The sequence below is a fragment of the Bacteroides sp. 1001302B_160321_D4 genome (assembly GCF_015667765.1).
In the GTDB taxonomy this organism is placed as follows: domain Bacteria; phylum Bacteroidota; class Bacteroidia; order Bacteroidales; family Bacteroidaceae; genus Bacteroides; species Bacteroides xylanisolvens.
Genome location: NZ_JADPLO010000037.1, coordinates 1 through 22877, shown reverse-complemented (window position 1 = coordinate 22877; position 22877 = coordinate 1). Strand labels below are relative to the sequence as shown.

Here is a 22877-nt window from a genome sequence, read left to right as displayed (position 1 = left end):
ATTTTTAAAAGTTTAGATTCAGACCAAAAATAAATGTTCGCAATACAGGTTGCAACCCGAAGTCAACTCCATAATTTGAGTCTCCCGGGCTACCGGAAAATGATGTTTCGGGATCATAACCGGAATACTTGGTGAGAGTGAGTAGATTATCAGCCGAAACGTAGACTCTTAATGAGTTCACGCGGAGTTTCTTAACGACTGATTCCGGCAAAGTGTAGCCCAAAGTCACAGTTTTCAGTTTAAAATAGGAAGCATCTTCCAAATAACGTGTTGAGGTTTGCACGTTATAGTCATAATCATACCCGGTATGTACTCCTATTCTTACAGGACGAGGAATCGTGTTGCTTGTGCCCTCTCCACGCCAATATCCGTTAGCCACTTCTTTGCTTACATTAAAGTATTGCTCGACAGATTCGCCACGGTCGTTTACTTTTACATTGGACAGCGCCAATCCTAAATGGTCAGTACCTTCGGAACCGTTCACTCCCCGCCATGCCGACATCACTTTACCGCCTACCGAGAATTGTCCGAACAATGACAAATCGAAACCTTTGTAAGAGAAGTTGGAGGTAATACCACCGTAAAAATCAGGAATGGCTTTTCCTACATTCATTCGGTCGGCGTCAGATATATCTCCGTCTTCATTATAATCGAAATATTTCACGTCACCGGCACGGACTCCTTTCGCATACAGTTTCGCAGGCACTTCGTCGTCACGCTGGTAGATACCTTCCATCTTTAGCATATAGAATGTACTGATAGGCTGTCCGTTAATCAACGCATGCATCGAACCTCCTAAAAGGTTACTACCGCTGCTGGGAACAATATACATATCATTTCCTTCGATGAGGGAAAGCAGCTTGTTCTTTACAAAAGAAATGTTACCACCCAAATCCCATTTAAACTTTCCGGTGAAGATTTTACCATTCAAAGCCAACTCAAGTCCTTTATTCTCTAATGAGCCGATATTGGACTGTAATGTGGTATATCCGGTGGTTGCATTGACTGGTTTCTTAAACAGCAGGTCGGTAGTCTTTTGATAGAACATATCTATGTTTAAAGTCAGGCGAGACTGAAACATTTCTATATCAAATCCGATATTAAACTGGCTGGCTTTCTCCCAAGTCAAAGCACGGGCATCCTGCGAAATCTGGAATCCGGCAGAACCGTTGTAAGAAGCACCGCCCGCACTAATCAGTGATAACGGAGCATAATTACTCACTCCTGCCATGCTACCTGTCATACCCCAGCTTAATCTTAACTTTGCATCATTGACGTATTTGTTTTTTGGAAAAAATTCCTCATTGGAGGCACGCCACGCAAAAGAAGCAGAAGGGAAATAACCATATCTCTTGTTCTTCGCAAAGCGGGAAGAACCATCACTACGCAAAGAAGCATTCAGTATGTATTTATTGTCCCAATTCAAAGCGATTCGTCCGAAATAAGATTCTAAGGCATAAGAGGTATAACTAATATTTCCGGCGTAAATATTAGGACCTGCATTGATTAAATCAAAGTTGGAGGAAGGAAATGCGCCGTTAGCATAGTTATCACTCTTTGCCCCGAATTGTTCATAAGTGTATTTCTCAAACGAATGTCCCAACATGACGGAGTAGATTAGTTTATTCCATTCATTGTTGTAAGAGAATATATTATCTATCACATAGCGGAAACTCTGGTCTTTTTGTTCGGCTAATGCTCCCCAACCACTACTATTTTTACGGGCATCATGCTTGTCCGACAATTTTTTAGATGTGTTGTCCAAAATACCATATACGCTTACTGTCGGTGTGTACTTAAATCCTTTGAAAGGAGTTACGTCTACGCTGAACACACCAGACAATTGATATTTCTTAGCTACCCAGTCTTCTTCATTAATCAGCATCACCGGATTGTGGCGCAAAATATCTGTCCCGTTCACTTTATAAGATGTTCCGTCTTCTTTATAAGGTGAATACCAAGGCTGCTCCTCACGAGCTGTACGAAGTACTTTCAAGCTGGTACTCGTTTCTTCCAATAAGTCTGAACGGCTGGCCGAACCTGCCAGATTCAGATTCAGTTTGAACAGGTTGTTTATTTTATGTGTGAATTTGGCACGCATATTATACTGGTCATAGCTGCTCTTATTCAAATATCCTTCTTGAGTATTAGCGCCTAAAGAAGCAAAGAAGGTGGTCTTTTCATTTCCACCGGAAATGCTGATAGAGCCGGTACCTGTTTTCGAGTTTTTTCTTGATATTTCTTTCACCCAATTGGTTTCCTGAATTTGAGAAGGAACATACAATTGAAGGTTAGCTCCCATTTGCACATTGTAATTATCAATAGCGGCTTGCATCGTATTCATATATTCCATCGAATTGGCCATTTCAATGTCGCTAGCCAGATAAGCGAATCCGTAACGACCGGACACCTCTATCTTCGTCTTACCTTGCTGACCTGATTTGGTCGTTATCAATACAACTCCGGCATTGGCACGCGAACCATAGATAGCGGCCGCAGACGCATCTTTCAAAACTTCCATGCTCTCAATGTCATTCGGATTCAGGTTGGGATATTTTTCGCTGGGGATACCATCGACCACATAAAGCGGCGAGCTTCCCCCACTAACGGAACCGATACCACGAACGGTAACATTCGGTGCTTCTCCCGGAGTTCCTGATGCAGAGGAGATATTCACACCCGCTACACGTCCTTGCAGCATTTTAATCGGATTATAGTCATTACCCTGATCTATATTTTCCATCTTTACTTTACTGATAGAAGTAGTGACTAGCTTTTGTGACTGGACTCCGTAGCCGACAACAACGACCTCGTCTATCATTTTACTGTCTTCCTGAAGTACAACTTTTACGAATGTCTGCCCTGCGGCAGAAAGGTCAACTGTTTTATAACCGATATAAGAGACGGTCAATATTCCCTTTTCCGGTACGTCTGCTAATGTGAACTTTCCATCAAAATCTGTAATCGTTCCGTGCGACTCACCTTTTATCACAATACTGGCACCAATGACTGGTTCGCCTTTTTCATCGACAACAGTACCTGTTATTTTTTTAGTTATCGATTTGTCCTGGGCTTTGCGAATCAATACAATCACATTGTCTTGTTCTTTCTTATACGCTAAGTCCATTCCTCCTAAAAGTTGTTGCATGGTTTGTTCAATCGTTGCATCTTTCACATTTAACGATACTTTTCGGTTTAACTCCGGCAGACTCTCATTGTAGAAGAATTTGTAATTGCTTACTTGCTCGATTTTCTTTAAAGAGGCTCTCAAAGAGATGTCTTTCACATTCACTGTTATTTGGGAATAAGCGGTGAAAGAGACGCTTAAAAACAATAGCAGACAGATAGCCCGCAGTGTTTTCCAGTTCTTACTTCTCCCTGTATTTGCTTGAGGGAGCTTTTCAAAGGTTGTTTTGTGCTTCATATATCAAAACTTTTAAGTTGTTTGATAGGTATACAGACTTCTATCCCTGCTCGTCCAATCGCCTATCAGACTTTAACTCTCGTTAACTTATCCAATTCAGAGAACAAAAAAACCATTCCTAAGTAGTGGGCTTCGGAATGGCTCTATTCTATATTTTTTCTACTATTTCTCTTTCAAAACAATCACCGAACCGTCCATTTCATAATAGAAAGGTGAAGTAAGCATCAGGATATTCAATGCATTCTGTATGCCACCTCCCGGAATGGTTCCGGTGAAATATTCATTAGGTAGTTTATTGGAGTCGAAACGAATCTCTACGTCATAGATGCGTGAAAGGGTTTTCATTATATTTTCCAAAGATTCTTTCTCAAAATAGATATTTCCTTTCGTCCATTCAATGTAGTCACTCGGGTGTACTTGAGTGGCTGTTATCTTATGAGTGGCTTTATTATATTCTATTTTGTCGCCGGGCTTCATGATATGCGACATTTTCTGCGCATAAACCCCTACTTTTCCTTCCAAAAGAACGACCGTCACGTCTTTGGCATCTTCATAGGCAGATACATTAAAAGAAGTACCGAGTACTTTCACTTCCAAATCCCCGACCTGCACTATAAAGGCATGTTTTTCATCATGAGCTACTTTGAAATAGGCTTCACCATTCAGTTGCACACGACGCACATTTTCTCCGAAGTTATTCAGATAGCTTAATTGTGAAGCTGAATTGAGAACGACATTCGTTCCGTCCGGCAATTCGATGGTTGCTTTATCTCCTTTATCGGCTTTTACTATAAAGGGCGCTCCCACTGTTTGCGAAGAATCTATAAGATAGTAGGTGAAGAAGGCAATACAAATGGGTAAAACGATGGCGGCAGCCCATTTCCAAAGATTCATGCGAATAGTTCTTGGTTTCTCTTTTCCCTGTGTCTCTTCTTTTCCCTGCGTCTGTTCTTTGATTCGGGCAAATAGTTTGTCGCGCAGTACCGGATTAATACCGGCATCCGATTTGGAAAATTCTTCTTCCCACCAGTTCTGTAAATGGCGGTCGTTCTTTATCCAATCGGAAAGTTCTTTAATCTCCGCATCCGTTATATTTCCATCGAAATACTTTTCAATCAGTTCTTTATAATATATCTTATCCATCTTCTTTCCTGCTTATTTACAAGTATACATTTTCATCCTATCTACTATCCAAAAACGTGTATTACAATTACATTTCATTAACAAAAAAGGCGATCAGAAGCGCAATTACCTTATCGTAATGCTTCATCAACTGCTCACGCATAAATTTCACCGCCAAAGATAATTGTGTGGCGACTGTACTTTCAGAAATACCCATCATTTCAGCAATTTCCTTATTCGTATAGTTCTGACGCTTACTTAAGATAAAGATTTTCTTTCGCTGTGCCGGCAATTCTTCCGCTAATGAGTCGATATAGTCGTTCAAGAAATGAAGATCAATATTCTCTTCTGTTTGCGAATCACGATCCACACTGCTTTTCAGCAGATATTCATTGTAAACATATTCAACGGTCTGACGTTGGTACATGTTCATCAGTAAATTTTTGGCTATCGTACAAAGAAAAGAAATAAATGAAGCGTTGGTATCGACTTTCTCACGTACTTCCCATATACGGATAAAAGTGGATTGCACCACTTCTTCAGCCATATATTGATTGCCGGAAGAAAGCCGCATAATGAAATTGTACAGTTTACCGCTGTACATATTATACAATCTTTCAAATGCTTGAAAAGAACCGTCTTTTAAATCGATTAATAAATGTTTTTCATCTGTAAAATTCACCATAGCTTAGAGTTTTGCAACAAAGGTATGCAACCATAGACCATTAACAGGTGACAATATTATTAATATTTTCTCAATTATCCGATTTTTATGAGGAAAAAGATACTAATATCAGGATAGTGACGCCATCCGGTCAAGATAGTGACGCTATCTAATCAGGATAGTGACGCTATCTTGAACGGATACCGTCACTATGTTCAGTAAGGTAGTTCGCATTAATAAGTCAAGCGGATACCAGCCTGTATATTGAAGTTAAACGGATTCTCTTTACGTATGGTCTGTATATCCGAACCGTCATCAAAATAATAAGCAACACCGGGTTCTACATAGATACCCAGACGTTTCGTTGCGTTCACCTGTGCACCTACCGCACCGGATACCGAGAATTGCAGAGGTTTCACCGTTTCTTTCTCGGAACCGAGCTTTCCATAAACACATTTCTCCACCATACCTCCACCGGAGACGTAGAGAGTGACGAGTTTCTTATCAAGGAAATTCCAGTTGGCACGCAGCGGAATACCGACATAATGAAGTTTTTGTTCTATCTGCTGCTCTTCACCCGCCAGTTTCGCATCCGAAGAAAGCAATGTGTAAGTCAATCCCGTTTCGAGAGAGAATCCTTTGGCCAGTCCTTTACGGACGGACAATCCGAAGGAAATTGGTTGATGGTGCTTAATGTCGACCACTTGTTTTGCCTGACGCAGATAAGGCACTCCATCTTCAAAAACCAATGTCTGATCGTTAGGTATCTCCATCAAACCGTTGGAAACAGAAAGCATATTCACACGAGACATATAAGCATGAGAGCCGGCACCGACTTCTGTGGATGCTCCGCCCGAATTTCCAACCGATAGTCCCATGGACCATGTTCCTTTTTGAGATGCTCTTTTTTCTGCCGGAATATGTAGCTTGTCTCTGCCGGAAGGGCGACGCGGCCTGTTGTTCGGCCGTTCAGTATCCTGTGACTGTGTAGCCTGACCCACATTTTCACTGTCTACCTGCTTTGCTTCATTTTTCGTCTGTTCCGTCTCACCTTTGAGCGTCTGATCTTTCTCAATCACAGGATTATTTTCATTCCCTGTTACAGGTTCGTTGCTATTTTCTATTGCAGATTGATCTGCATTTGTTTTCTGTTCTGTAAGATTCTTATCAATTTTCGCCAAACGGTCTTCACGAGCCACTGGTCGCAAGACGGGTTCTACGGAAGTGCCCTGCACATCCGGTTGTAGCACACCCGGCAACGCATCGGGTGTAGATGCCAATGCCGGAGTCTTTATATGACGTATTTCATCCGCAGCCGGTGTCCCCAGAAAATATAGACTTACCGACGAAACGACGGCTAACAATATAACAGCTGCAGCAGCCATCATCCATTTTCGATAAGGATATATTTTCTTCTCCACAGGAGGCATAAGTTCTTTCTCCAGTTGTTCCCAAGCGGAAGCAGGCACCGGCTCGGAATAATCCGCGAGCTTCTCCTTCAACTTATTCATCCACAATTCTTTCTCTTCCATCTCTATCTATCCATTATGCGTTATCCATTCTTTTACTCTTTTTGCCAATACACTCTTCGCACGAAATAGTTGCGAAGCCGAAGATTTTTCATTAATACCTAATTCCTGTGCGATTTCTTTATGCGATTTGTCTTCGAATGTATAAAGGTTAAACACTGTACGATATCCGGCAGGTAGTTCTTCTATAAACTGCATCAACACTTTCTGTGGAATAGCTTCTACATCAGAAGCATCCGGTTCTTCATATTCTTCAGGCAACTCTTCTAATGGTGCCGACTGATTGATTACATCATTTTTCCGGAGATATTGCAAAGCTGTGTTGACCATCACCCTTTCCATCCAAGCCCGCAGGGAGCCTTCACCCCTCCAGGTGAACTTGTCGAAGGAATCGAATATCTTTAAAAAACCGTCGTGAAGCAGATCCTGGGCTGTATCACGGTCGCCGGTATAGCGAAGACAGATGCCAAGCATACGTCCCGCATACTGCTCATACAGTTCTTTGCGAGCTTGGTTATTGCCTAGCCTGCATTGTTCCGACAACTCTAATTCTTCCATTCTCTTATACACGTGTTTAACTTATAAATGCAGCAAAGATAGAAATACTGCATAGAGAGAACAACTCTTTTATCACTTTTGTTTCTTTAACAGATTCAAATGCAATATTTTCTATCCCATTGCATTTTCACAATACAAAGGAACCATTTTATATAATCTAAAACTTAAATAAGTATATGAAGAAATTTAAATTCATTGCCTTTATCTTTGCTATTATGACTACAATGCCGATTCTCCAGTCATGTTTGGACGACGATGACAACCCGTCCGATCTTCTGGTTGTCAGTACCATCAATATGATTAGCCAGGATAGCAAGGAATTTTATTTCACTTTGGATGACGGGAAAAAGATGTATCCCAGCAATGCGCAAGGATGGAGTAATAAAGATTGGGTGGAAGGACAACGAGCTTTTGTGATCTTCAACGAGCTGGAAGAACCTGTGAATGGATACGACCTTAATATTCAGGTGAGAGGTATCAATCCAATCTTAACTAAAGACATCATCACGATGGGTGAAGATGACAACGACGAAGAAAAAGTCGGAGATGACAAGATCAACACAACTTATATGTGGATCAACAAGGATAATAAATATCTGACGATTGAATTCCAATATTATGGAACGCATAGTGAAGATAAAAAACATTTCCTGAATCTCGTAATCAACGACAAAGAAGAGTCTGCTCCCACTGCTGACGAAGACAGTGCGGAGGACGAATATATCAATCTGGAATTCCGTCATAACAGTGAAGGTGATTATCCTCAAAGCCTGGGCGAAGGATATGTATCTTTCAAACTGGATAAGATTAAAGACCGGATGGAAGGGAAAAAAGGATTAAGGATCCGTGTCAACACTTTATATGGCGGACCGAAAACTTATGAAGTAAAGTTTCCCTAAGATTATAAATCTAATGTAAACGTGCAAAACACACTCTTTTTTAATATAATATATTAATTACGCAAAAGAGGGCGGTAGTTGTGAAACTGCCGCCCTTTTATCTTCTCCTTTATATAAAGAAGTTATTCTTATAAAAGATTTATTTCTTTTCTTCCTTATCTCCCAGATAATTCCAAACTACCGCACTCAACGCAGCTCCTACAAATGGAGCAATGATGAACAGCCACAACTGCGACAATGCTTCTCCTCCCTGGAATAATGCCGGAGCAATACTACGTGCCGGGTTTACAGAAGTCCCTGTGATAGGAATACATACAATATGTACCAATACAAGAGTCAAACCGATGGCAAGTCCTGCCAGATTGCCTGCTCCCTTCTTCGAGTCGGTAGAGCCGAGCACCACTAATACAAAAATGAAAGTAAATACTGCTTCCGCAATGAATGCCTGCAACATTTCTCCATCGCCAAAACCATTGGAACCTGTAGCCGTAGGTCCGTCATGAGCACCGGTGGAAACTAAAGCAAAAAGAATAGCCGAGCCGATAATAGCTCCGATTACCTGGAAAATCATATACATACCTGCATCTTTTCCGTTCATACGCCCAGTTAAGAACACTCCTAATGTAATAGCAGGATTAATGTGACATCCTGAAATACCTCCGATAGCATACGCCATCGCTACTACTGAAAGACCAAATGCTAAAGCTACGCCGACTGTTCCCACGCCAGCACCTACCGTACCGGTTACACTACCGGCAAAAACGGCACTTCCGCATCCCATAAGAACGAGCACCATCGTTCCAATCATTTCTGCAATGTACTTTTTCATAACTATAAATAATGGTTAATGCATCAAATATAGAGAATTAACCCAAGAAAACAAAGCCTACGTGCCTAAATTATTATTGCTTTCGCAACATTTTTGAATAAAAGGCAAGCAAATAAAATGAAAAAAGGACTTTTGCACGCCATATTAGCCTCTACCTTATGGGCCATCGTAAACTCTCTTATCAAGCAAGGATTGAGCAATGACGTCACTCCGATGAATTTCTCCGAAACCCGCTTTGCCACTGTTGGAGTTATTCTTTTCGCTTATACCCGGTACAAGGGTATATGACAGGAATCATCTCAACCTCTATTATTATAGCAAACACTGTATGGACTGCAAAGTAAGCATTTCTTTGGGGACTGCAGCTTTTATTTCCTCTTTCAGAACACATAGCAGGCTGTGACGAATAAAATCTCTATTTGTCGCCAACACCACTTGCCGCGTCGGTCGGGGGATAGCAAACGGACGTACTAATTGTCGCTGTTCTTCCGTCAATTGAGCCACTGCCAGTTCGGGAATAAAAGTGATTCCTTTTCCGCTTTCTACCATTCTCATAAAGGTTTCCATGCTTCCCAGGCGATAAGCCATCTGACTAACCTTCACCGCTTCCATCTGACAGAAACGGACAAGTTGGTCACGAAAACAATGTCCTTCGTCCAAAAGCCAAAGATGTTCGCCGGTTATATCGGAAGTGCGGATAACGTCATGTTTGAACGAGGGTTCTTTCCGTGATACATAAGCATAAAATTGCTCATAGAAGAGAGTTTCTTCCGTCAAGAATGTGTCTTCTAATTTACTGGCAATAATCCCTGCATCCAAATCGCCGGCATGCAGAGCCTGCTGAATATCCTGGGTTTTCATTTCCGTGACACGAATATCCAGTTCGGGATATTTCTCCATCAGTTGAGGGAAAAAGCGGGGTAGCAAATAAGGAGCGATAGTGGGTAATACTCCCAAACGGAATACACCTGATAATGATTGCTTATCTTCACTGATGATTTCTTTTACTTGAGCTGCCTGCGCCAGAATCACACGAGCCTGGTCTATCACTTTCTGCCCGATGGGTGTCGGGCAGACGGGTTGCACTGTCCTATCGAATAACTTTACTCCCAATTCATCTTCCAGCTTCTGAATCATGGCACTCAAAGTAGGTTGCGTCACACGGCAATATTCGGCTGCCCGTGCGAAATGCCTGAACTGGTCTACGGCTAGTATATATTCTAATTGTTGTATCGTCATCTATCAAATCATATTAAGTTATAGATTTCATCTATGCAAAGATAGAAATTTTCAGTTTGACAACAAGCATTTTCCGCCTTATCTTTGCAGTACAGAAAAAAAAGAAAACAAGTATAAATCATTAAAAATAAAAAGAATATGAAAACTTTAGAATTTATCAAACTGAATGAATCGGGAGCAAACAACGTAGTAGCATCTTTGCAACAACTATTAGCAGACTTCCAAGTGTATTACACCAATCTCCGCGGTTTCCACTGGAATATCAAAGGACATGATTTCTTTGTTCTCCACAGCCAATTCGAAAAGATGTATGATGACACAGCCGAAAAGGTAGACGAAATTGCAGAACGTATCTTGATGTTGGGCGGTACTCCTGCCAATAAATTCAGCGATTATTTGAAAGTAGCAAATATCAGTGAAGTAGATAAGGTGAGCAACGGCGAACAGGCACTGAACAATATCCTTCAGAGTATCAGTTATCTGATTGGTGAAGAACGTAAAATCTTGTCTATCGCTTCTCAAGCCGGAGATGAAGTAACCGTTTCGATGATGAGCGATTATCTGAAAGAACAGGAAAAACTAGTTTGGATGTTGACGGCTTATAATAGCAAATAATTAAGATAAAAGGTTTAGGTTTTTAAGTGAGAAAGAGAGGATATTTCCGTAAAAGGAATATTCTCTCTTTATTATTTCCAGTGTACTAGTACTATCTAAATACGTTCATTCGCTGATATTATTAAAAAAATTAGTTTTGTTCTTTATTTATCAAGATTTATAAAAGTAAGCAACAACTTTCAAAAGATGAAACTTATTCTACTGAAATAAAATGTCTTACCCTGAATTTTGTTGACTCTAATAAGTCTCAACTAAAACTAGGGTAAGACAATTAGAGGCCCCTGAAACGTTGATGAATAAAGGATTTCAATCAAGGTGTGAGAGTGTGAGTGTAAAACGTCGTCAACATTTGTTTGGCTAAAATACGACACTTCGCACGATTAACCTTGCCGTTTTCTGTTTGCGGAATACAATCTGTCGTCCATATGTACTTGGGACGATAATAAGGTTCCAATATTTCCTGTAGTTTGTTTCCGATTTCTTTAGTGTCCGGCTGACCTTCCAATAATTCTGGCTGACCTTCCAATAGTAAGGTTACAGCCTGCCCTAAACGCTGGTCCGGAACTGAAGTAATAACAAATGGCACAGGAATAAAAGAACGAAGCAATTTCTCCATTTCCTCCGCCTGAATCTTAATTCCTCCACTATTTATCACATTGTCTTTCCGACCCAAAATCATAAAACTTCCATCGGGATAGATGCGTGCAATGTCATTGGTTTGCAATATTTCATCACATACCAAAGGGGCATCAATAATTAACGTATTCTCTACAGATAAAGACAGTTTTACTGAAGAAAACGGATAATAATGTTCCGAAGCCAATGTTCCGTTCAGCCGACGAAGAGCAATATGAGATAAAGTTTCAGTCATGCCATAGGTAGAATAGACGGCAGTCGGAAGATGTTTGATCTCCGCCTCTAAAGCCTCATCAATAGCTCCACCACCTATAATCAAAATATCCGTCTGTTTCAATCGTTCTTTCTCTTCGGGAACTTGCAACGTATTATAAACTTGCAGGGGAACCATTGCCACAAATCTCAAAGGCTCTTTTATATCCGCTAAAGGATGACCGGAAGCAGGACGTACAATCAAATTCAAGCCTGCAACCAACGAACGCACGACCACCATCATTGCACCAATATAACGAAGATTCATACAAAGTAATGCCGTCTCTCCTTTCTTCAAATCCAGAAACTCACAAGTCAGACGCGCACTTTGCATCATCTGGTCTTTACGTACAATCAACTCTTTAGGTGTACCCGTAGAGCCTGATGTATGAACAATGATGACAGGAGAATCGTTAAACCATTCGTTCAGGAAAAGATATAAATCCCAACTAGCAGGAGAATGAGCCTCCGCTCCTCCTGCTATTAATCGGCTTATATCCTCAAAAGTATATTCTTTTCCTTCCAGTAACAAGCGTTGTTGTTTTCGATCGAATATCATCGGAATATCCTTTAAATACTATCATTTACAAAACCATAAACAATCTTTTCTTATTTCAAGAGGCACTTCCACGTTGTCTGTAAAGAGCGCCCCTGTTCCCAGTCCCTGTGGCAACGGATTGCTGAATGTTGCACACCACTGGGCAATGGCGTTTAGCCCAATGTTTGATTCCAGAGCGGAAGTTATCCACCAGCCGATCTGTTGTTTTTCAGCTTCGGTAATCCATTCGTCTCCTCCGCATATTCCTCCATGAAAAGAAGGTTTAATAACGATATATTGCGGACGAATTGTTGAAAGCAGCTCCTGTTTCCTTTCCAGCGTATTGCATCCTATCAGTTCTTCATCCAAAGCAATCGCTAATGGAGATTCGGCAGCAAGCCGAGCCATTTCCTCCCATTGTCCGGCACAGATTGGCTGTTCGATAGAATGTAAATCAAACTCGGACAGACGTTTCAGTTTTTCCATTGCGTCCACGGGTGAGAAAGCACCATTTGCATCTACACGCAACTCTATTTCTTTAGAAGAGAAATGCGTACGAATATGGCGCAACAATGTCAGTTCTTCTTCGAAATTGATGGCACCTATCTTTAACTTGATACAACGAAATCCGGCTTCCATCTTTTTCTCAATCTGGGATAACATGTTCTGAAAATCTCCCATCCAAATAAGGCCGTTAATCGGAATACCAACTTCTCCACGTGAGAAAGCCGTATCACATAAAGCCCAGTTTCCTGCAAAGAAATGCCGGATGGCCGTTTCCAGACCAAATAAAATTGAAGGATAGTCACACAAGCCATCCATATCCAATCTGCCTTGTTCCCTCTCTACTTTCCGGCAGACTTTCACTAATATATCTTCGTAATCAGGAAGATCGTCACAACTTAAAGCGGGCAAAGGTGCACACTCCCCTATTCCCACTCTGCCAGGGAAGTCAGGAGAGGTAAAATGAAGATACCAAACTTTACGCGTAGTATATGTTCCTCTGGAAGTCCCGGCAGGTTGCTTGAAATGGAGCAATCGGGGAATAATTTCTATTTTACAATTCATCGTGAATAATTTTTCAATTCACCACAGAATAACACAGAGCCTCACGAAGTTTTAATAAGTTATATCTCTTGCAGTTCTCCTACCATTCTCTCCTCCACAGTCTTGCTTTGCAGAAAATCGGGCTTAAACGCAGGAAAAGCAAACTCTGTGGTACTCTGTGGCAAAGCCGATTTTAAGGGAATTTCGGATATTGTTTGAAGTTCGGTTTACGTTTCTCCAGAAACGCATTCTTGCCTTCCTGTGCTTCATCAGTCAGGTAATAGAGCAACGTTGCGTCACCTGCCAATTCCTGAATACCTGCCTGACCATCCAGTTCGGCATTCAATCCTGCTTTAATCATGCGCAAAGCCAACGGACTAAGCAACATCATTTCTTCCGCCCACTGCACATATTCGTCCTCCAACTGCTCCAAGGGAACTACTTTATTCACTAATCCCATGTCCAATGCTTCTTGTGCATTATACTTCCGGCAGAGGAACCAGATTTCGCGCGCTTTCTTCTGCCCCACTACACGTGCCAGATAAGACGCACCGAATCCGGCATCAAAGCTACCTACACGAGGACCCGTCTGACCGAAAATAGCATTTTCCGACGCAATGGACAAATCACATACCACATGAAGCACATGTCCGCCACCAATAGCAAAACCGTTCACGGCAGCAATCACCGGTTTCGGGATGCTGCGAATCTGCTTTTGCACATCCAATACGCTAAGACGAGGCACACCGTCTTTTCCGATATATCCGCCACGTCCTTTCACATTCTGGTCGCCACCCGAACAAAACGCCTTATCACCGGCTCCGGTAATCACAATCACATCAATATCCGCTTCTTCACGGCAGATGCGCAATGCGTCACTCATTTCAGCAGTAGTTGTCGGAGTAAACGCATTCCGATAGCGTTCACGGTTGATCGTGATACGGGCAATTCCATTATAATAATCAAAAAGAATATCGTCGTATTCTCTGATGGTTGTCCACTCTCTTTGTGTTGACATAATCTATTTTTGTTTTAATTGATGATAATAATTCTTCAACATGCGCGCGTCCTTGTTTTTGTTGGTAAACACCTCCAAGAGCACAGGCTGCTCCATAGCTTCCGGTTGAGTGAAAGTTTTCATCGCTTCAGCCAGTTCTTCGTCATTTTGTGCTTGCAGATAGAGGAATCCACGTTCCTCCGCCCAACCTTTGGCGGACGTTTTATGGACTGCCGCAATAAATTTATGTGAGGTACCCGACATATCCAATCCCGGCAAGGTATGGAAAATCTCTCCTCCTCCATTATTTAACAGAAGAACACGCAGATTGGAGCGAACATTGATGTTCCACAACGCATTCATATCATAGAAGAAGCTCAAATCTCCGATAGCTATAAAGTTCAGTTTGTCGGAAGCTGCCGCATAACCGACAGCCGTAGACAGCGAGCCTTCAATACCGTTTGTCCCCCGGTTGCAACAAACTTCAATCGTAGAAGGAATGGAGTATAATTGCGCATAACGCACCACCGAACTGTTTGCCAGATGCAACGCACATGACTCCGGCAAGGCTTTCAATAACGTACCGACGGCAGACATTTCCGAATAAGCAAACTCCGGTTCGGGAATGATCTTGCAATAGTTTTCCCACACACGGGGATATTCAGGAGTCCGATTGTCCAACAAACTGGCTATCTTCTCCAGAAACTCGAACGGGTCCATTTCAATCACCGTAGTTAATGAGCCGTACAAATCGACCACCTCACCATCCGGCGATACGTGCCAATGTTCTTTAGGCGGATGCTGACGGAGAAACTTCTTCAGCCGTTTGGAAACAACATGTCCTCCATAAGTAATCAACAACTCCGGAACCATCTGGCCGACCTTCTCTTCGGGCATGGCATAAAGCGCCGCATCAAAGTTCTTTACCGGAATACCGGGAACTGTCTGGTTGCCGATATGTTCCGTCAACCAGGCAAAATGTTTATATAATAACTTGATATATCTTTTTTCAAACAGATAGATAAGATTCATCTGACCGATGATAATCATTCGCTTCTGGTATTTATTCATCCGATCGACCAAATCGTTATAATCACGATCGTAGACGTTCAACCCCTGATAACGGGTAATGACACGCACTTCAGGAAGCGAATCGACCGTAAACTGGAACAACGGTTCAGAAATAGGGACATTGATATGTACCGGTCCTTTTCCATGATGGTTCGTTTCCAGCAAAGCTTCATTCACCAGACGATTGCAATACCATTCATCTTCTTCCGTATGAATCTCCGGAAGGTTTACCGACTTCTTAACCAATGTCTGAAATACGCCTGGTTGTGGTACTGTCTGTCCATCCATCTGCCCGATCCAGGCAGCGGGACGATCCGCAGAAATAATGACCAGAGGAACATTTTGATAAAATGCTTCTGCCACAGCCGGATGAAGATTTAATAATGCAGTACCGGAAGTGCAACAGACAGCAGCAGGCTTACCACCATTCAACGCAAGACCAATAGCAAAATAGCCGGCACTCCGTTCATCCGTCACCGGATAGCAGGTAAAATTCGGATGGTTAGACAAAGTATGTACTATGGGCGTATTCCGACTACCCGGACACAACACAACCTTAGTAATCCCATGCGCCTCGAGCAACGCAACCAACTGGAGTATGTTCTTCTTGTCTGTATACATGATGATAATTATTAGTAGTTTATGATTTTAAAGGAGGCACTGCAATCAGCCGTTTGATGGTTTGCAACTTTTTCTCCGTTTCCAGCCATTCGTCATTCAATTCCGAAGAGGCCAATAATCCACCGCCGGCATAAAGAGTAAGTTGTTTATCTTCGATATGCATACAGCGTAAGTTTACATAGATGTCTGTTCGCCCTTCCGGATCGAGCCATCCGATAAAGCCGGAGTAATAGCGGCGGTCGTAACCTTCATTCTGCAAAATAAACTGATAGGCTTCTTCTTTCGGCAAGCCGCATACGGCAGGTGTCGGATGCAAAACTTTCAGAAGGTCTCCCAAACCTTTATTATCTTTCAAAGAAAAACGGAAATCAGTTTTTAAATGTGACAAAGCACCGGCATAAGCAGGATATGGCCCGTTTTCCGTAGAATGAATATCCAGTGAAAGAAGCTGCCGACGGATATAAGAAGCAACATAATCTTGTTCTTTCCGGTTCTTTTCATCCCATACTTGTGGCAGTCTGCCATCTTGCAAAGGCTGTGTTCCGGCCAGCGCAACCGTATGCCATTCGTCTTTCTCACCTGATAAAATGATTTCGGGAGTGCTTCCCAGCCAGATGCCCGTTTGCGGAGTATAACATAAATATATATACGAATGAATATAACGTTTACAAGCCGCCCGAAAGATGGACGAAGGAGAGAAATCAGCTACTTTATCAACTGTAAGATGCCGGGAAAGCACTAGTTTATCAAACGTCCTGTCACGTAACGCATTTATAAAGGTATGAAAGCATGCCGCATATTCTTCCGTGGAAGAAGTCAGAAATGATTCTTGCCCTTGCAGGCGCAAGGCTATCTCCCGGTCCTCTTCCGTATCATCATCCACCGGTAAAGGCTGCCCCCACTGATCGGGTTGAATCAACACAACCGGACATGACTCACTCACCTGAAACGGAGCAATTACAAATCCTCTCTGTCCATTCAGTTCTTTCAAATCGTATATCAAACGGACCGCTCCTTCCGCCTGCGTCAACAGACGGGGAACTTTCTCTCCGGGAATACGGTAAACAGCAAACGGCTGCTTCCGCTGAATAAATGCATCAATAGTTGTCAAGTTACTTATTTCTTCGTCGGTCATCTCTTTTTCATCACACTGTTGACTACCCGTATGGAAGACACCAGTTTGTTTGTTGAAGTAAACACGTCTACATTCCATACGTGGGAGGAACGTCCTTTATGTACAACTGTTCCTACTGCACGCACGGTATCTCCTTCATGTGCAGAAGATATATGGTTTCCGCTGACCTGCATTCCTACTACAATCTCGTCCGGCTGGCAAAGAATCATCGAACCGAGTCCGGCAACTGTTTCTGCCAGTGCAAGAGTAGCTCCCCCATGCAAAATGCCGAAAGGCTGACGGGTACGATGGTCTACCGGCATCGTTGCTTCCACACGATCTTCGTCGGCGTATGTATATTGAATTCCCAAGTTTCCCATTAATGCATGGCGTGCCTGCGCATTCAGTTGGTCAAGGGGAATTTCGGCTGCACGCACTTCGGCTATGATAGCTTTCTCCACTGCAACGGCCACTCCGTCTTCCTCATTCGAAGCAGTCACATAGTCGGCACAGGCTTTGACCGAGTCTTGTGAATGTCCCATAGCTACACCCAGTCCGGCCAACTGAATCATTGTTACGTCACACACACCGTCGCCCACAGCAATCACTTCCTCACGCTTCACATCCAGTACCTCCAGCAAAGCACCCAAAGAGTTGGCTTTGTCGATAGCGCAGGGAACTACTTCCAGAAAATATGGTTCCGAACGGAATACGTCCAACGCTCCGTTCAATCGTCTCTTCCAGTGATCTTCCAGACCAACCAGTGCTTCTTCGTCATCGCTCACCAGCATACACTTACAAGGAGCAAAATCAACGGCAGCAGAAAATTCTTCTTCTTTGATTATTTGCAGGTTATTCAACCGGGCTTCATTTTGGATATGTTCATTTTCAGGAGAATCCGTTATGATCGTATCATCATGATAAGTGAATAAGGCAAAACCGTTTTTACGGGCTTTCTTTTCCAGATACGGCAACATTTCGGGATTAATCCGACGTTCAAACAGAATTTCCCCGTTTTGTGCATTGATAATCTGACAGCCATTATAGGAAAGGATAAAACCTCCATAGTTTCCAAGTTCAAGCATCTTGGCCAGCGGCATCAGGCCATAAGTAGGTCTGCCGGATGCCAGCACAATACGTACTCCCATTTGCTGAACCTTCAACAGGGCAGCCAATGTACGCTTACTAATTTCTTTCGCATCATTGAGGAGTGTTCCGTCTACATCAAGAACCAATAATTTATACTTCATGATTACACGATTTTGATTTAGATTACAAAGGTAGGAAATTGAGTGAACGACAGAAAGCGTAAACAGATAAAAATTACTTTAATTTCACTCTTTCAAACGCATTTCCAGATAATCGCGGAGGATACGGGCATGATTATACACCGGTTCTTTGGAAGCGTAAAGCAATGTTATCACCGGATGCGGCTTGATAAGAGTCAGAAAATCAGCCATTGAGGAAGAAGCGTCAAGTTCTTTCTGATACTGTACGACAAAATCTTCCCAGTGTCCGGGAATATCTTCGTGAAACCATCTACGCAATGTGGAAGACGGTGTGATGTCTTTTGCCCAATAATCATACTTCAGCCATTCTTTCTTCATTCCACGTGGCCATAATTTATCTACCAGTACCCGGTAGCCATCTGTTTCTGAAAAATCGTCGTAAACCCGCTTTATCCTAACCTGTATCATTTCTATTTATAGTTAATTATAAATAGATAAACCGGAAAATGCGAAAATTGTTTAGCAGAATCCACTCAATTCTGTAACGAATCCTGTGCTTTTTTAAATTCGTAAGGAGTCATTCCCGTCTTTTTCTTAAAAAGATTGTATAAAATCGGGGTGCTATTAAATCCGGCCTCATCTGCAATGGCACGTATCGTATAGTTGGGATGCTTTTTCATCAGTTCAATGGCATAATTAATGCGCAATTCATTGATATATCCATTGAAATTGGTTCCGGTACATTCTCTTATCATCCTCGCAAAACGTGCGTTATTCAGATGTACGATTTGTGCCAGATCTTCTCTCGACAATTCTGAAGAAAGATATAACTGTTTCCGAATAACGATATCATTCAGTTCCTGAAATATCTTCTTATTCTCTTCTTCTTCCCCACTTTCTTTATCTGTATCGTTAGCAAGTTCTTCCAGTTCTTCGGGTGAAATACGTTCCGGTTCAACCTCCGACACAACAGCCAGTTGTTCGTATACTTCCGATAACTGGTTCCCATCTTTTCTATTAGCAAATTTCTCGTTTATAAGCCTGGCAAGCATCCTGTTCTTATACTCGACTATATGATTGAAATGCCACAAACGCCAAACGACAAACAGAGTCAGTACAACAATACATGCAAGAAAACAGAGGGTAATATTCCTTATTTTTAATTGAAAAGCCTGTTCGGCAATATATTCTTCTTTTTCAGAGACGCCGTACATTGCATTCAATTCCAATGCAGCATTGTTTCTATCCCGGGTATTGATACTATCTGTTATAGTTAAAATCGTTTCACGTATCTCGGCAGCTTCTTTGTATTTATGCATACCCAAATATGCCTTCACTTCCTGTCGAAGGACAGTCAGATACTGTTCATTCAAAGTATCCTGCTGGGTTCTCATCAATTCCTTGAACCCCCTGCAATTATCAATAACCTTTTCATATTGTCCGGAAAGCGCCAAATAAGGAACCGAGTACATTTTTCCGTCGGGAGTATGAGACTCTTTCTTTGATAAGTATTTCTGATAATATTGCTCCGCCTTCTCATATTTCTTCTCCATGCAATAGATGTAGGCTAATTTGGCATATAAATAACTATATTGACCATCTACATAATCTTCAGAGATTTGAGGTACTTCCTTAAGCCGTTTAATCTGCTTTTCACGCTCAAAACCCACTTTCAATGCCTCATCAATTCGAGAATCATTCATTAAAAAGCTCATTTCTGCTCCATAGTAATAAGAGAGCAGCATCATTTCCCGCATCTCCTTTGAGCCCCGCAAAAGCTCAATAGTCCGGTTAAAATAATCGTATGCTTTATCTTTAAAAGATAATCTCCAATTATTCTCCCCCATACAGAAAAATAACCTGGCTTTGGCTTCCCTGTTCCCTAATTCTTGCGCCTGCCTGATTCCATCTAATGCATAACGCATACTTTCATTATATTTACTCATCATTGCCGAAAACTCAGCCAAATGTACTGTCATTTTCAGCATGTGTTTCGGATCTTTTTGATATATGGAATCAAGCAAATAAGCTTTCCTTGCATACATAAATGCCAATTTATTCATATACATATTACTATATGATAAACTACGCAATTCATTTACAACCCGCAAAGGAATCGTTTTCCTGTTCTCCGCTTCGTCCAGTAATTGCAGAGCACGCCTAGGTTCGGGAATATAAATATCCCTGATATATTTCTCCGTATACAGAGAATCATCTGTTAAAGTTTTATCAGCCCTCGAAAATTGATTATGTACAAATAAAAGCACCAAAATACATACAAAAAAACGCATAAGTTCTTACCGTGTTTTAATCATTCAACATCCAAAGATATGTATTTTCCATAAAAAGTGCAAGGTACATCTTAATTTTGCAAAATTAAAATAAGAAACATTAGCTATCTTCTTATCCCAATCCTAGTTTCTGATAAATCTTCATCTCACAGAATCACAAGCCTAAAGCCTTTCCCAACCGGGCTTCAATACACGCGCTCAAATCGGTCGTAACAAACTTTCCATTATAAAAAAGAGTAAAGATAGTGGCTGGAGTAGGCGCATTTTGTGCTTGTTCCATGGTTTCTAATTCTATTATTTTTAATGGGAGATCTTTACTCTTGGCTGCATTGACCAAAGAACCGCGAACATGGAATTCTGTAAACGGACAGCGATGAGTATAATACACTACTATTCCATCCCGGTCGGGACACTCACCTGTCAATACACTGTCGTTGAATGAAGGATCGGGAGCAGCCGGATTTATTTTCAAAGCCAACAAACTGAATCCGTAAGGAAGTTTTTCTATAGTTTGGAAACCTTGTCGCAGCAGCCATTTTGTATCACTCATAAAATGAAATTTAGAAGTGCCCACTACGGTAACCAAACCATCTTTTCCCTGCAATTTCGCATCATCAATAGCAGACTGCAGCAAAGCCTTGCCATGCCCGCATCCTTTATATTTACCCGACACCCAGAAACAATTTATCATCAGATAATTAGGAGCACTGACAGGAGCCCACGCCTTTTCAGCAGGACCATATTCGATGAACACTTTCGCCCGTTCGTCAATACGTCTGAAAACATAACCATTATCAAACTCTTTTTTCAGCCATGCTTTTTTTAATTCATAACTATCTTTGCATTTCTTGTCCGAAAAAGCACAGCATATATGTTCGTCCGCAATATTCTCCTTCGTCAAAGTGATGTAATTTGTTTCCATAATATTTTATTTAATAGGTTTAAAAATAACAGATCAATAAGCACTCATTATTATGAGTTATTAGAAAATCGCCAGGCTAATATTCTGCTGCTTTTAGTTCCCTGCTGCATTCTGATAATCTTATATTCCGATACATTCACAGACTTCAATTTAGCACATAGCTTTTCGAGATTCTTTTCTTTTGAAACCAAGCTGGTGAACCATCCACAGTTCTTCTGATATTTCTGACTCTCGGAGATCATATTCAGTATAAAACGGATTTCTCCACCCTCACACCAAAGTTCATTCGCACTCCCGCCAAAATTTAATTGTACTTTTTTCACCTTCGTCCCTTTCAGGCTACTCAATTTGCGCAAAGTTCCGTCTTCCGCTTCTTCCTTCGAGCTATGAAACGGAGGGTTACAGATCGTAACATCAAAGTATTCGTCAGGCATGATAATTCCATCAAAAATCTTTCGACTATCTTTCTGAAGTCGCAAGTCAATCTTATGTGCCAATACCGGGTTGCAAGTCACTATCTTCCGTGCATTTTCTATCGAGACCGGATCAATATCACTGCCCACAAATGTCCATCCATACTCTGTGTGCCCTATAATCGGATAAATACAATTTGCACCTACCCCAACATCCAGACATCTGCGTTTCGTTTTCTGTTCGTTCGCATCCTCATCCTCTACCCGCAAATCTTTCGCTACCCTATCCGGCTGAATAAGATCGGCAATATAATGAATATAATCCGCTCTTCCGGGAATGGGTGGACACAAGTATTGTTTCGGTATATCCCAATAACGAATGCCATAATAACTGATTAATAATGCTTTATTTAAAGCTTTTACTGCTTGCGGATTAAAAAAGTTTATAGTTTGTACACCCAGAGGATTAAGTGATACGAATCTCTTAAGTGGAGGATAATTTTCTATCAACAACGGAAAATCGTATTGACCATTGTGTTTATTTCTTATATGTAACTCACCTTTTTGCGCCATGTCGGCAAAGATACAGAGAATTTTCCTGTCTGCAAATTTTCCCTGTTAATACACTAAATTGGAATCAAATCACTCCAAAATATCATAAAATAAGAAAGCATCCCATAAGGTCATTTTCTGATACCTTAATTAGGATGCTTATTCTATAATACATTGATATTCAATGCTTAAAAGCGGAGAGACAGGTTCTATCACCTATCATTTCAAACAATATCACAAACTCGTAATATCTTGTTAATTACCAAGTTATTACAAAGTAAACAGAAAATAAAATATCTCTTAATATCTTTGCAT

20 protein-coding genes are annotated in these 22877 nt (G+C 41.5%); 3 read left to right on the top strand and 17 right to left on the bottom strand.

Annotated elements, in window-relative coordinates:
• Positions 1–4: 4 nt before the first annotated feature.
• The 5 genes from KFO40_RS14860 to KFO40_RS14840 form a co-directional block, all read right to left on the bottom strand.
• Entirely contained in the window at positions 5–3424 is a 3420-nt protein-coding gene (locus tag KFO40_RS14860) for a SusC/RagA family TonB-linked outer membrane protein (RefSeq protein WP_211146511.1), read from the bottom strand.
• Between the two features lie 162 nt (positions 3425–3586).
• Entirely contained in the window at positions 3587–4567 is a 981-nt protein-coding gene (locus KFO40_RS14855; RefSeq protein WP_004314735.1) for a FecR family protein, read from the bottom strand.
• Between the two features lie 67 nt (positions 4568–4634).
• Positions 4635–5231 carry an RNA polymerase sigma-70 factor gene (locus tag KFO40_RS14850; RefSeq protein WP_004314736.1) on the bottom strand — a complete coding sequence of 199 codons (597 nt, stop codon included), beginning with the start codon at positions 5229–5231 and terminating at the stop codon, positions 4635–4637.
• 212 nt (positions 5232–5443) lie between these two features.
• Positions 5444–6742 (bottom strand): outer membrane beta-barrel protein, encoded by a 1299-nt coding sequence (locus KFO40_RS14845; protein WP_120144156.1) that lies wholly within the window; start codon positions 6740–6742, stop codon positions 5444–5446.
• A gap of 6 nt (positions 6743–6748) precedes the next feature.
• Positions 6749–7297, bottom strand: coding sequence for an RNA polymerase sigma factor (locus KFO40_RS14840; protein ID WP_049703136.1), 549 nt, complete (start codon positions 7295–7297; stop codon positions 6749–6751).
• A gap of 176 nt (positions 7298–7473) precedes the next feature.
• Here KFO40_RS14840 and KFO40_RS14835 point away from each other — a divergent pair, with 176 nt between their 5' ends.
• On the top strand, positions 7474–8196 hold the full coding sequence (locus KFO40_RS14835; RefSeq protein ID WP_074708452.1) for a NigD-like protein: 723 nt from the start codon (positions 7474–7476) through the stop codon (positions 8194–8196).
• A gap of 139 nt (positions 8197–8335) precedes the next feature.
• Here the strand turns inward: KFO40_RS14835 and KFO40_RS14830 are convergent, their stop codons facing one another.
• Entirely contained in the window at positions 8336–9025 is a 690-nt protein-coding gene (locus KFO40_RS14830) for an MIP family channel protein (protein ID WP_004314740.1), read from the bottom strand.
• A 117-nt stretch (positions 9026–9142) separates the two neighbouring features.
• Between KFO40_RS14830 and KFO40_RS14825 the strand changes: the two genes are divergently transcribed.
• Entirely contained in the window at positions 9143–9313 is a 171-nt protein-coding gene (locus KFO40_RS14825) for a hypothetical protein (RefSeq protein WP_165450455.1), read from the top strand.
• A gap of 24 nt (positions 9314–9337) precedes the next feature.
• On the opposite strand, the gene KFO40_RS14820 is transcribed toward KFO40_RS14825, so the two are convergent.
• Positions 9338–10264 (bottom strand): hydrogen peroxide-inducible genes activator, encoded by a 927-nt coding sequence (locus tag KFO40_RS14820; protein ID WP_008643125.1) that lies wholly within the window; start codon positions 10262–10264, stop codon positions 9338–9340.
• Positions 10265–10402: 138 nt separating this feature from the next.
• Here KFO40_RS14820 and KFO40_RS14815 point away from each other — a divergent pair, with 138 nt between their 5' ends.
• Positions 10403–10879, top strand: a complete 477-nt coding sequence (locus tag KFO40_RS14815; RefSeq protein ID WP_004314742.1) for a Dps family protein — start codon at positions 10403–10405, stop codon at positions 10877–10879.
• Positions 10880–11189: 310 nt separating this feature from the next.
• Here KFO40_RS14815 and KFO40_RS14810 read toward each other — a convergent pair whose 3' ends face one another.
• From KFO40_RS14810 to rlmF, 10 genes are all read right to left on the bottom strand, one after another.
• On the bottom strand, positions 11190–12326 hold the full coding sequence (locus KFO40_RS14810) for an AMP-binding protein (RefSeq protein ID WP_008643122.1): 1137 nt from the start codon (positions 12324–12326) through the stop codon (positions 11190–11192).
• Positions 12327–12347: 21 nt separating this feature from the next.
• Positions 12348–13373 (bottom strand): o-succinylbenzoate synthase, encoded by a 1026-nt coding sequence (locus tag KFO40_RS14805; RefSeq protein WP_211146510.1) that lies wholly within the window; start codon positions 13371–13373, stop codon positions 12348–12350.
• Positions 13374–13545: 172 nt separating this feature from the next.
• Entirely contained in the window at positions 13546–14370 is an 825-nt protein-coding gene (menB, locus tag KFO40_RS14800) for a 1,4-dihydroxy-2-naphthoyl-CoA synthase (RefSeq protein ID WP_004310001.1), read from the bottom strand.
• A 3-nt stretch (positions 14371–14373) separates the two neighbouring features.
• Entirely contained in the window at positions 14374–16041 is a 1668-nt protein-coding gene (gene menD / locus KFO40_RS14795; protein ID WP_211146509.1) for a 2-succinyl-5-enolpyruvyl-6-hydroxy-3-cyclohexene-1-carboxylic-acid synthase, read from the bottom strand.
• Positions 16042–16060: 19 nt separating this feature from the next.
• A complete protein-coding gene (locus KFO40_RS14790) occupies positions 16061–17176 on the bottom strand; it encodes an isochorismate synthase (RefSeq protein ID WP_211146508.1) in 1116 nt (371 codons plus the stop codon).
• Positions 17173–18405, bottom strand: a complete 1233-nt coding sequence (locus tag KFO40_RS14785; protein ID WP_004315182.1) for a Cof-type HAD-IIB family hydrolase — start codon at positions 18403–18405, stop codon at positions 17173–17175. Before KFO40_RS14785 ends, KFO40_RS14790 begins: the two co-directional genes overlap by 4 nt.
• Positions 18406–18489: 84 nt before the next feature.
• Positions 18490–18852: a DUF488 domain-containing protein gene (locus KFO40_RS14780; protein ID WP_008643118.1), complete on the bottom strand. Its 363-nt coding sequence runs from the start codon at positions 18850–18852 to the stop codon at positions 18490–18492.
• A 65-nt stretch (positions 18853–18917) separates the two neighbouring features.
• Entirely contained in the window at positions 18918–20675 is a 1758-nt protein-coding gene (locus KFO40_RS14775; protein WP_211146507.1) for a helix-turn-helix domain-containing protein, read from the bottom strand.
• Between the two features lie 154 nt (positions 20676–20829).
• Positions 20830–21597: an N-acetyltransferase gene (locus tag KFO40_RS14770; RefSeq protein ID WP_211146506.1), complete on the bottom strand. Its 768-nt coding sequence runs from the start codon at positions 21595–21597 to the stop codon at positions 20830–20832.
• A 50-nt stretch (positions 21598–21647) separates the two neighbouring features.
• A complete protein-coding gene (gene rlmF, locus KFO40_RS14765) occupies positions 21648–22583 on the bottom strand; it encodes a 23S rRNA (adenine(1618)-N(6))-methyltransferase RlmF (RefSeq protein WP_049703141.1) in 936 nt (311 codons plus the stop codon).
• Positions 22584–22877 lie beyond the last annotated feature (294 nt).

Excerpts from the sequence above, each read along its gene's own strand:
- KFO40_RS14860 (WP_211146511.1), bottom strand. The coding sequence starts at position 3,424 with ATGAAGCACAAAACAACCTTTGAAAAGCTCCCTCAAGCAAATACAGGG.
- KFO40_RS14855 (WP_004314735.1), bottom strand. The coding sequence starts at position 4,567 with ATGGATAAGATATATTATAAAGAACTGATTGAAAAGTATTTCGATGGA.
- KFO40_RS14850 (WP_004314736.1), bottom strand. The coding sequence starts at position 5,231 with ATGGTGAATTTTACAGATGAAAAACATTTATTAATCGATTTAAAAGAC.
- KFO40_RS14845 (WP_120144156.1), bottom strand. The coding sequence starts at position 6,742 with ATGGAAGAGAAAGAATTGTGGATGAATAAGTTGAAGGAGAAGCTCGCG.
- KFO40_RS14840 (WP_049703136.1), bottom strand. The coding sequence starts at position 7,297 with ATGGAAGAATTAGAGTTGTCGGAACAATGCAGGCTAGGCAATAACCAA.
- KFO40_RS14835 (WP_074708452.1), top strand. The coding sequence starts at position 7,474 with ATGAAGAAATTTAAATTCATTGCCTTTATCTTTGCTATTATGACTACA.
- KFO40_RS14830 (WP_004314740.1), bottom strand. The coding sequence starts at position 9,025 with ATGAAAAAGTACATTGCAGAAATGATTGGAACGATGGTGCTCGTTCTT.
- KFO40_RS14825 (WP_165450455.1), top strand. The coding sequence starts at position 9,143 with ATGAAAAAAGGACTTTTGCACGCCATATTAGCCTCTACCTTATGGGCC.
- KFO40_RS14820 (WP_008643125.1), bottom strand. The coding sequence starts at position 10,264 with ATGACGATACAACAATTAGAATATATACTAGCCGTAGACCAGTTCAGG.
- KFO40_RS14815 (WP_004314742.1), top strand. The coding sequence starts at position 10,403 with ATGAAAACTTTAGAATTTATCAAACTGAATGAATCGGGAGCAAACAAC.
- KFO40_RS14810 (WP_008643122.1), bottom strand. The coding sequence starts at position 12,326 with ATGATATTCGATCGAAAACAACAACGCTTGTTACTGGAAGGAAAAGAA.
- KFO40_RS14805 (WP_211146510.1), bottom strand. The coding sequence starts at position 13,373 with ATGAATTGTAAAATAGAAATTATTCCCCGATTGCTCCATTTCAAGCAA.
- menB (WP_004310001.1), bottom strand. The coding sequence starts at position 14,370 with ATGTCAACACAAAGAGAGTGGACAACCATCAGAGAATACGACGATATT.
- menD (WP_211146509.1), bottom strand. The coding sequence starts at position 16,041 with ATGTATACAGACAAGAAGAACATACTCCAGTTGGTTGCGTTGCTCGAG.
- KFO40_RS14790 (WP_211146508.1), bottom strand. The coding sequence starts at position 17,176 with ATGACCGACGAAGAAATAAGTAACTTGACAACTATTGATGCATTTATT.
- KFO40_RS14785 (WP_004315182.1), bottom strand. The coding sequence starts at position 18,405 with ATGAAGTATAAATTATTGGTTCTTGATGTAGACGGAACACTCCTCAAT.
- KFO40_RS14780 (WP_008643118.1), bottom strand. The coding sequence starts at position 18,852 with ATGATACAGGTTAGGATAAAGCGGGTTTACGACGATTTTTCAGAAACA.
- KFO40_RS14775 (WP_211146507.1), bottom strand. The coding sequence starts at position 20,675 with ATGCGTTTTTTTGTATGTATTTTGGTGCTTTTATTTGTACATAATCAA.
- KFO40_RS14770 (WP_211146506.1), bottom strand. The coding sequence starts at position 21,597 with ATGGAAACAAATTACATCACTTTGACGAAGGAGAATATTGCGGACGAA.
- rlmF (WP_049703141.1), bottom strand. The coding sequence starts at position 22,583 with ATGGCGCAAAAAGGTGAGTTACATATAAGAAATAAACACAATGGTCAA.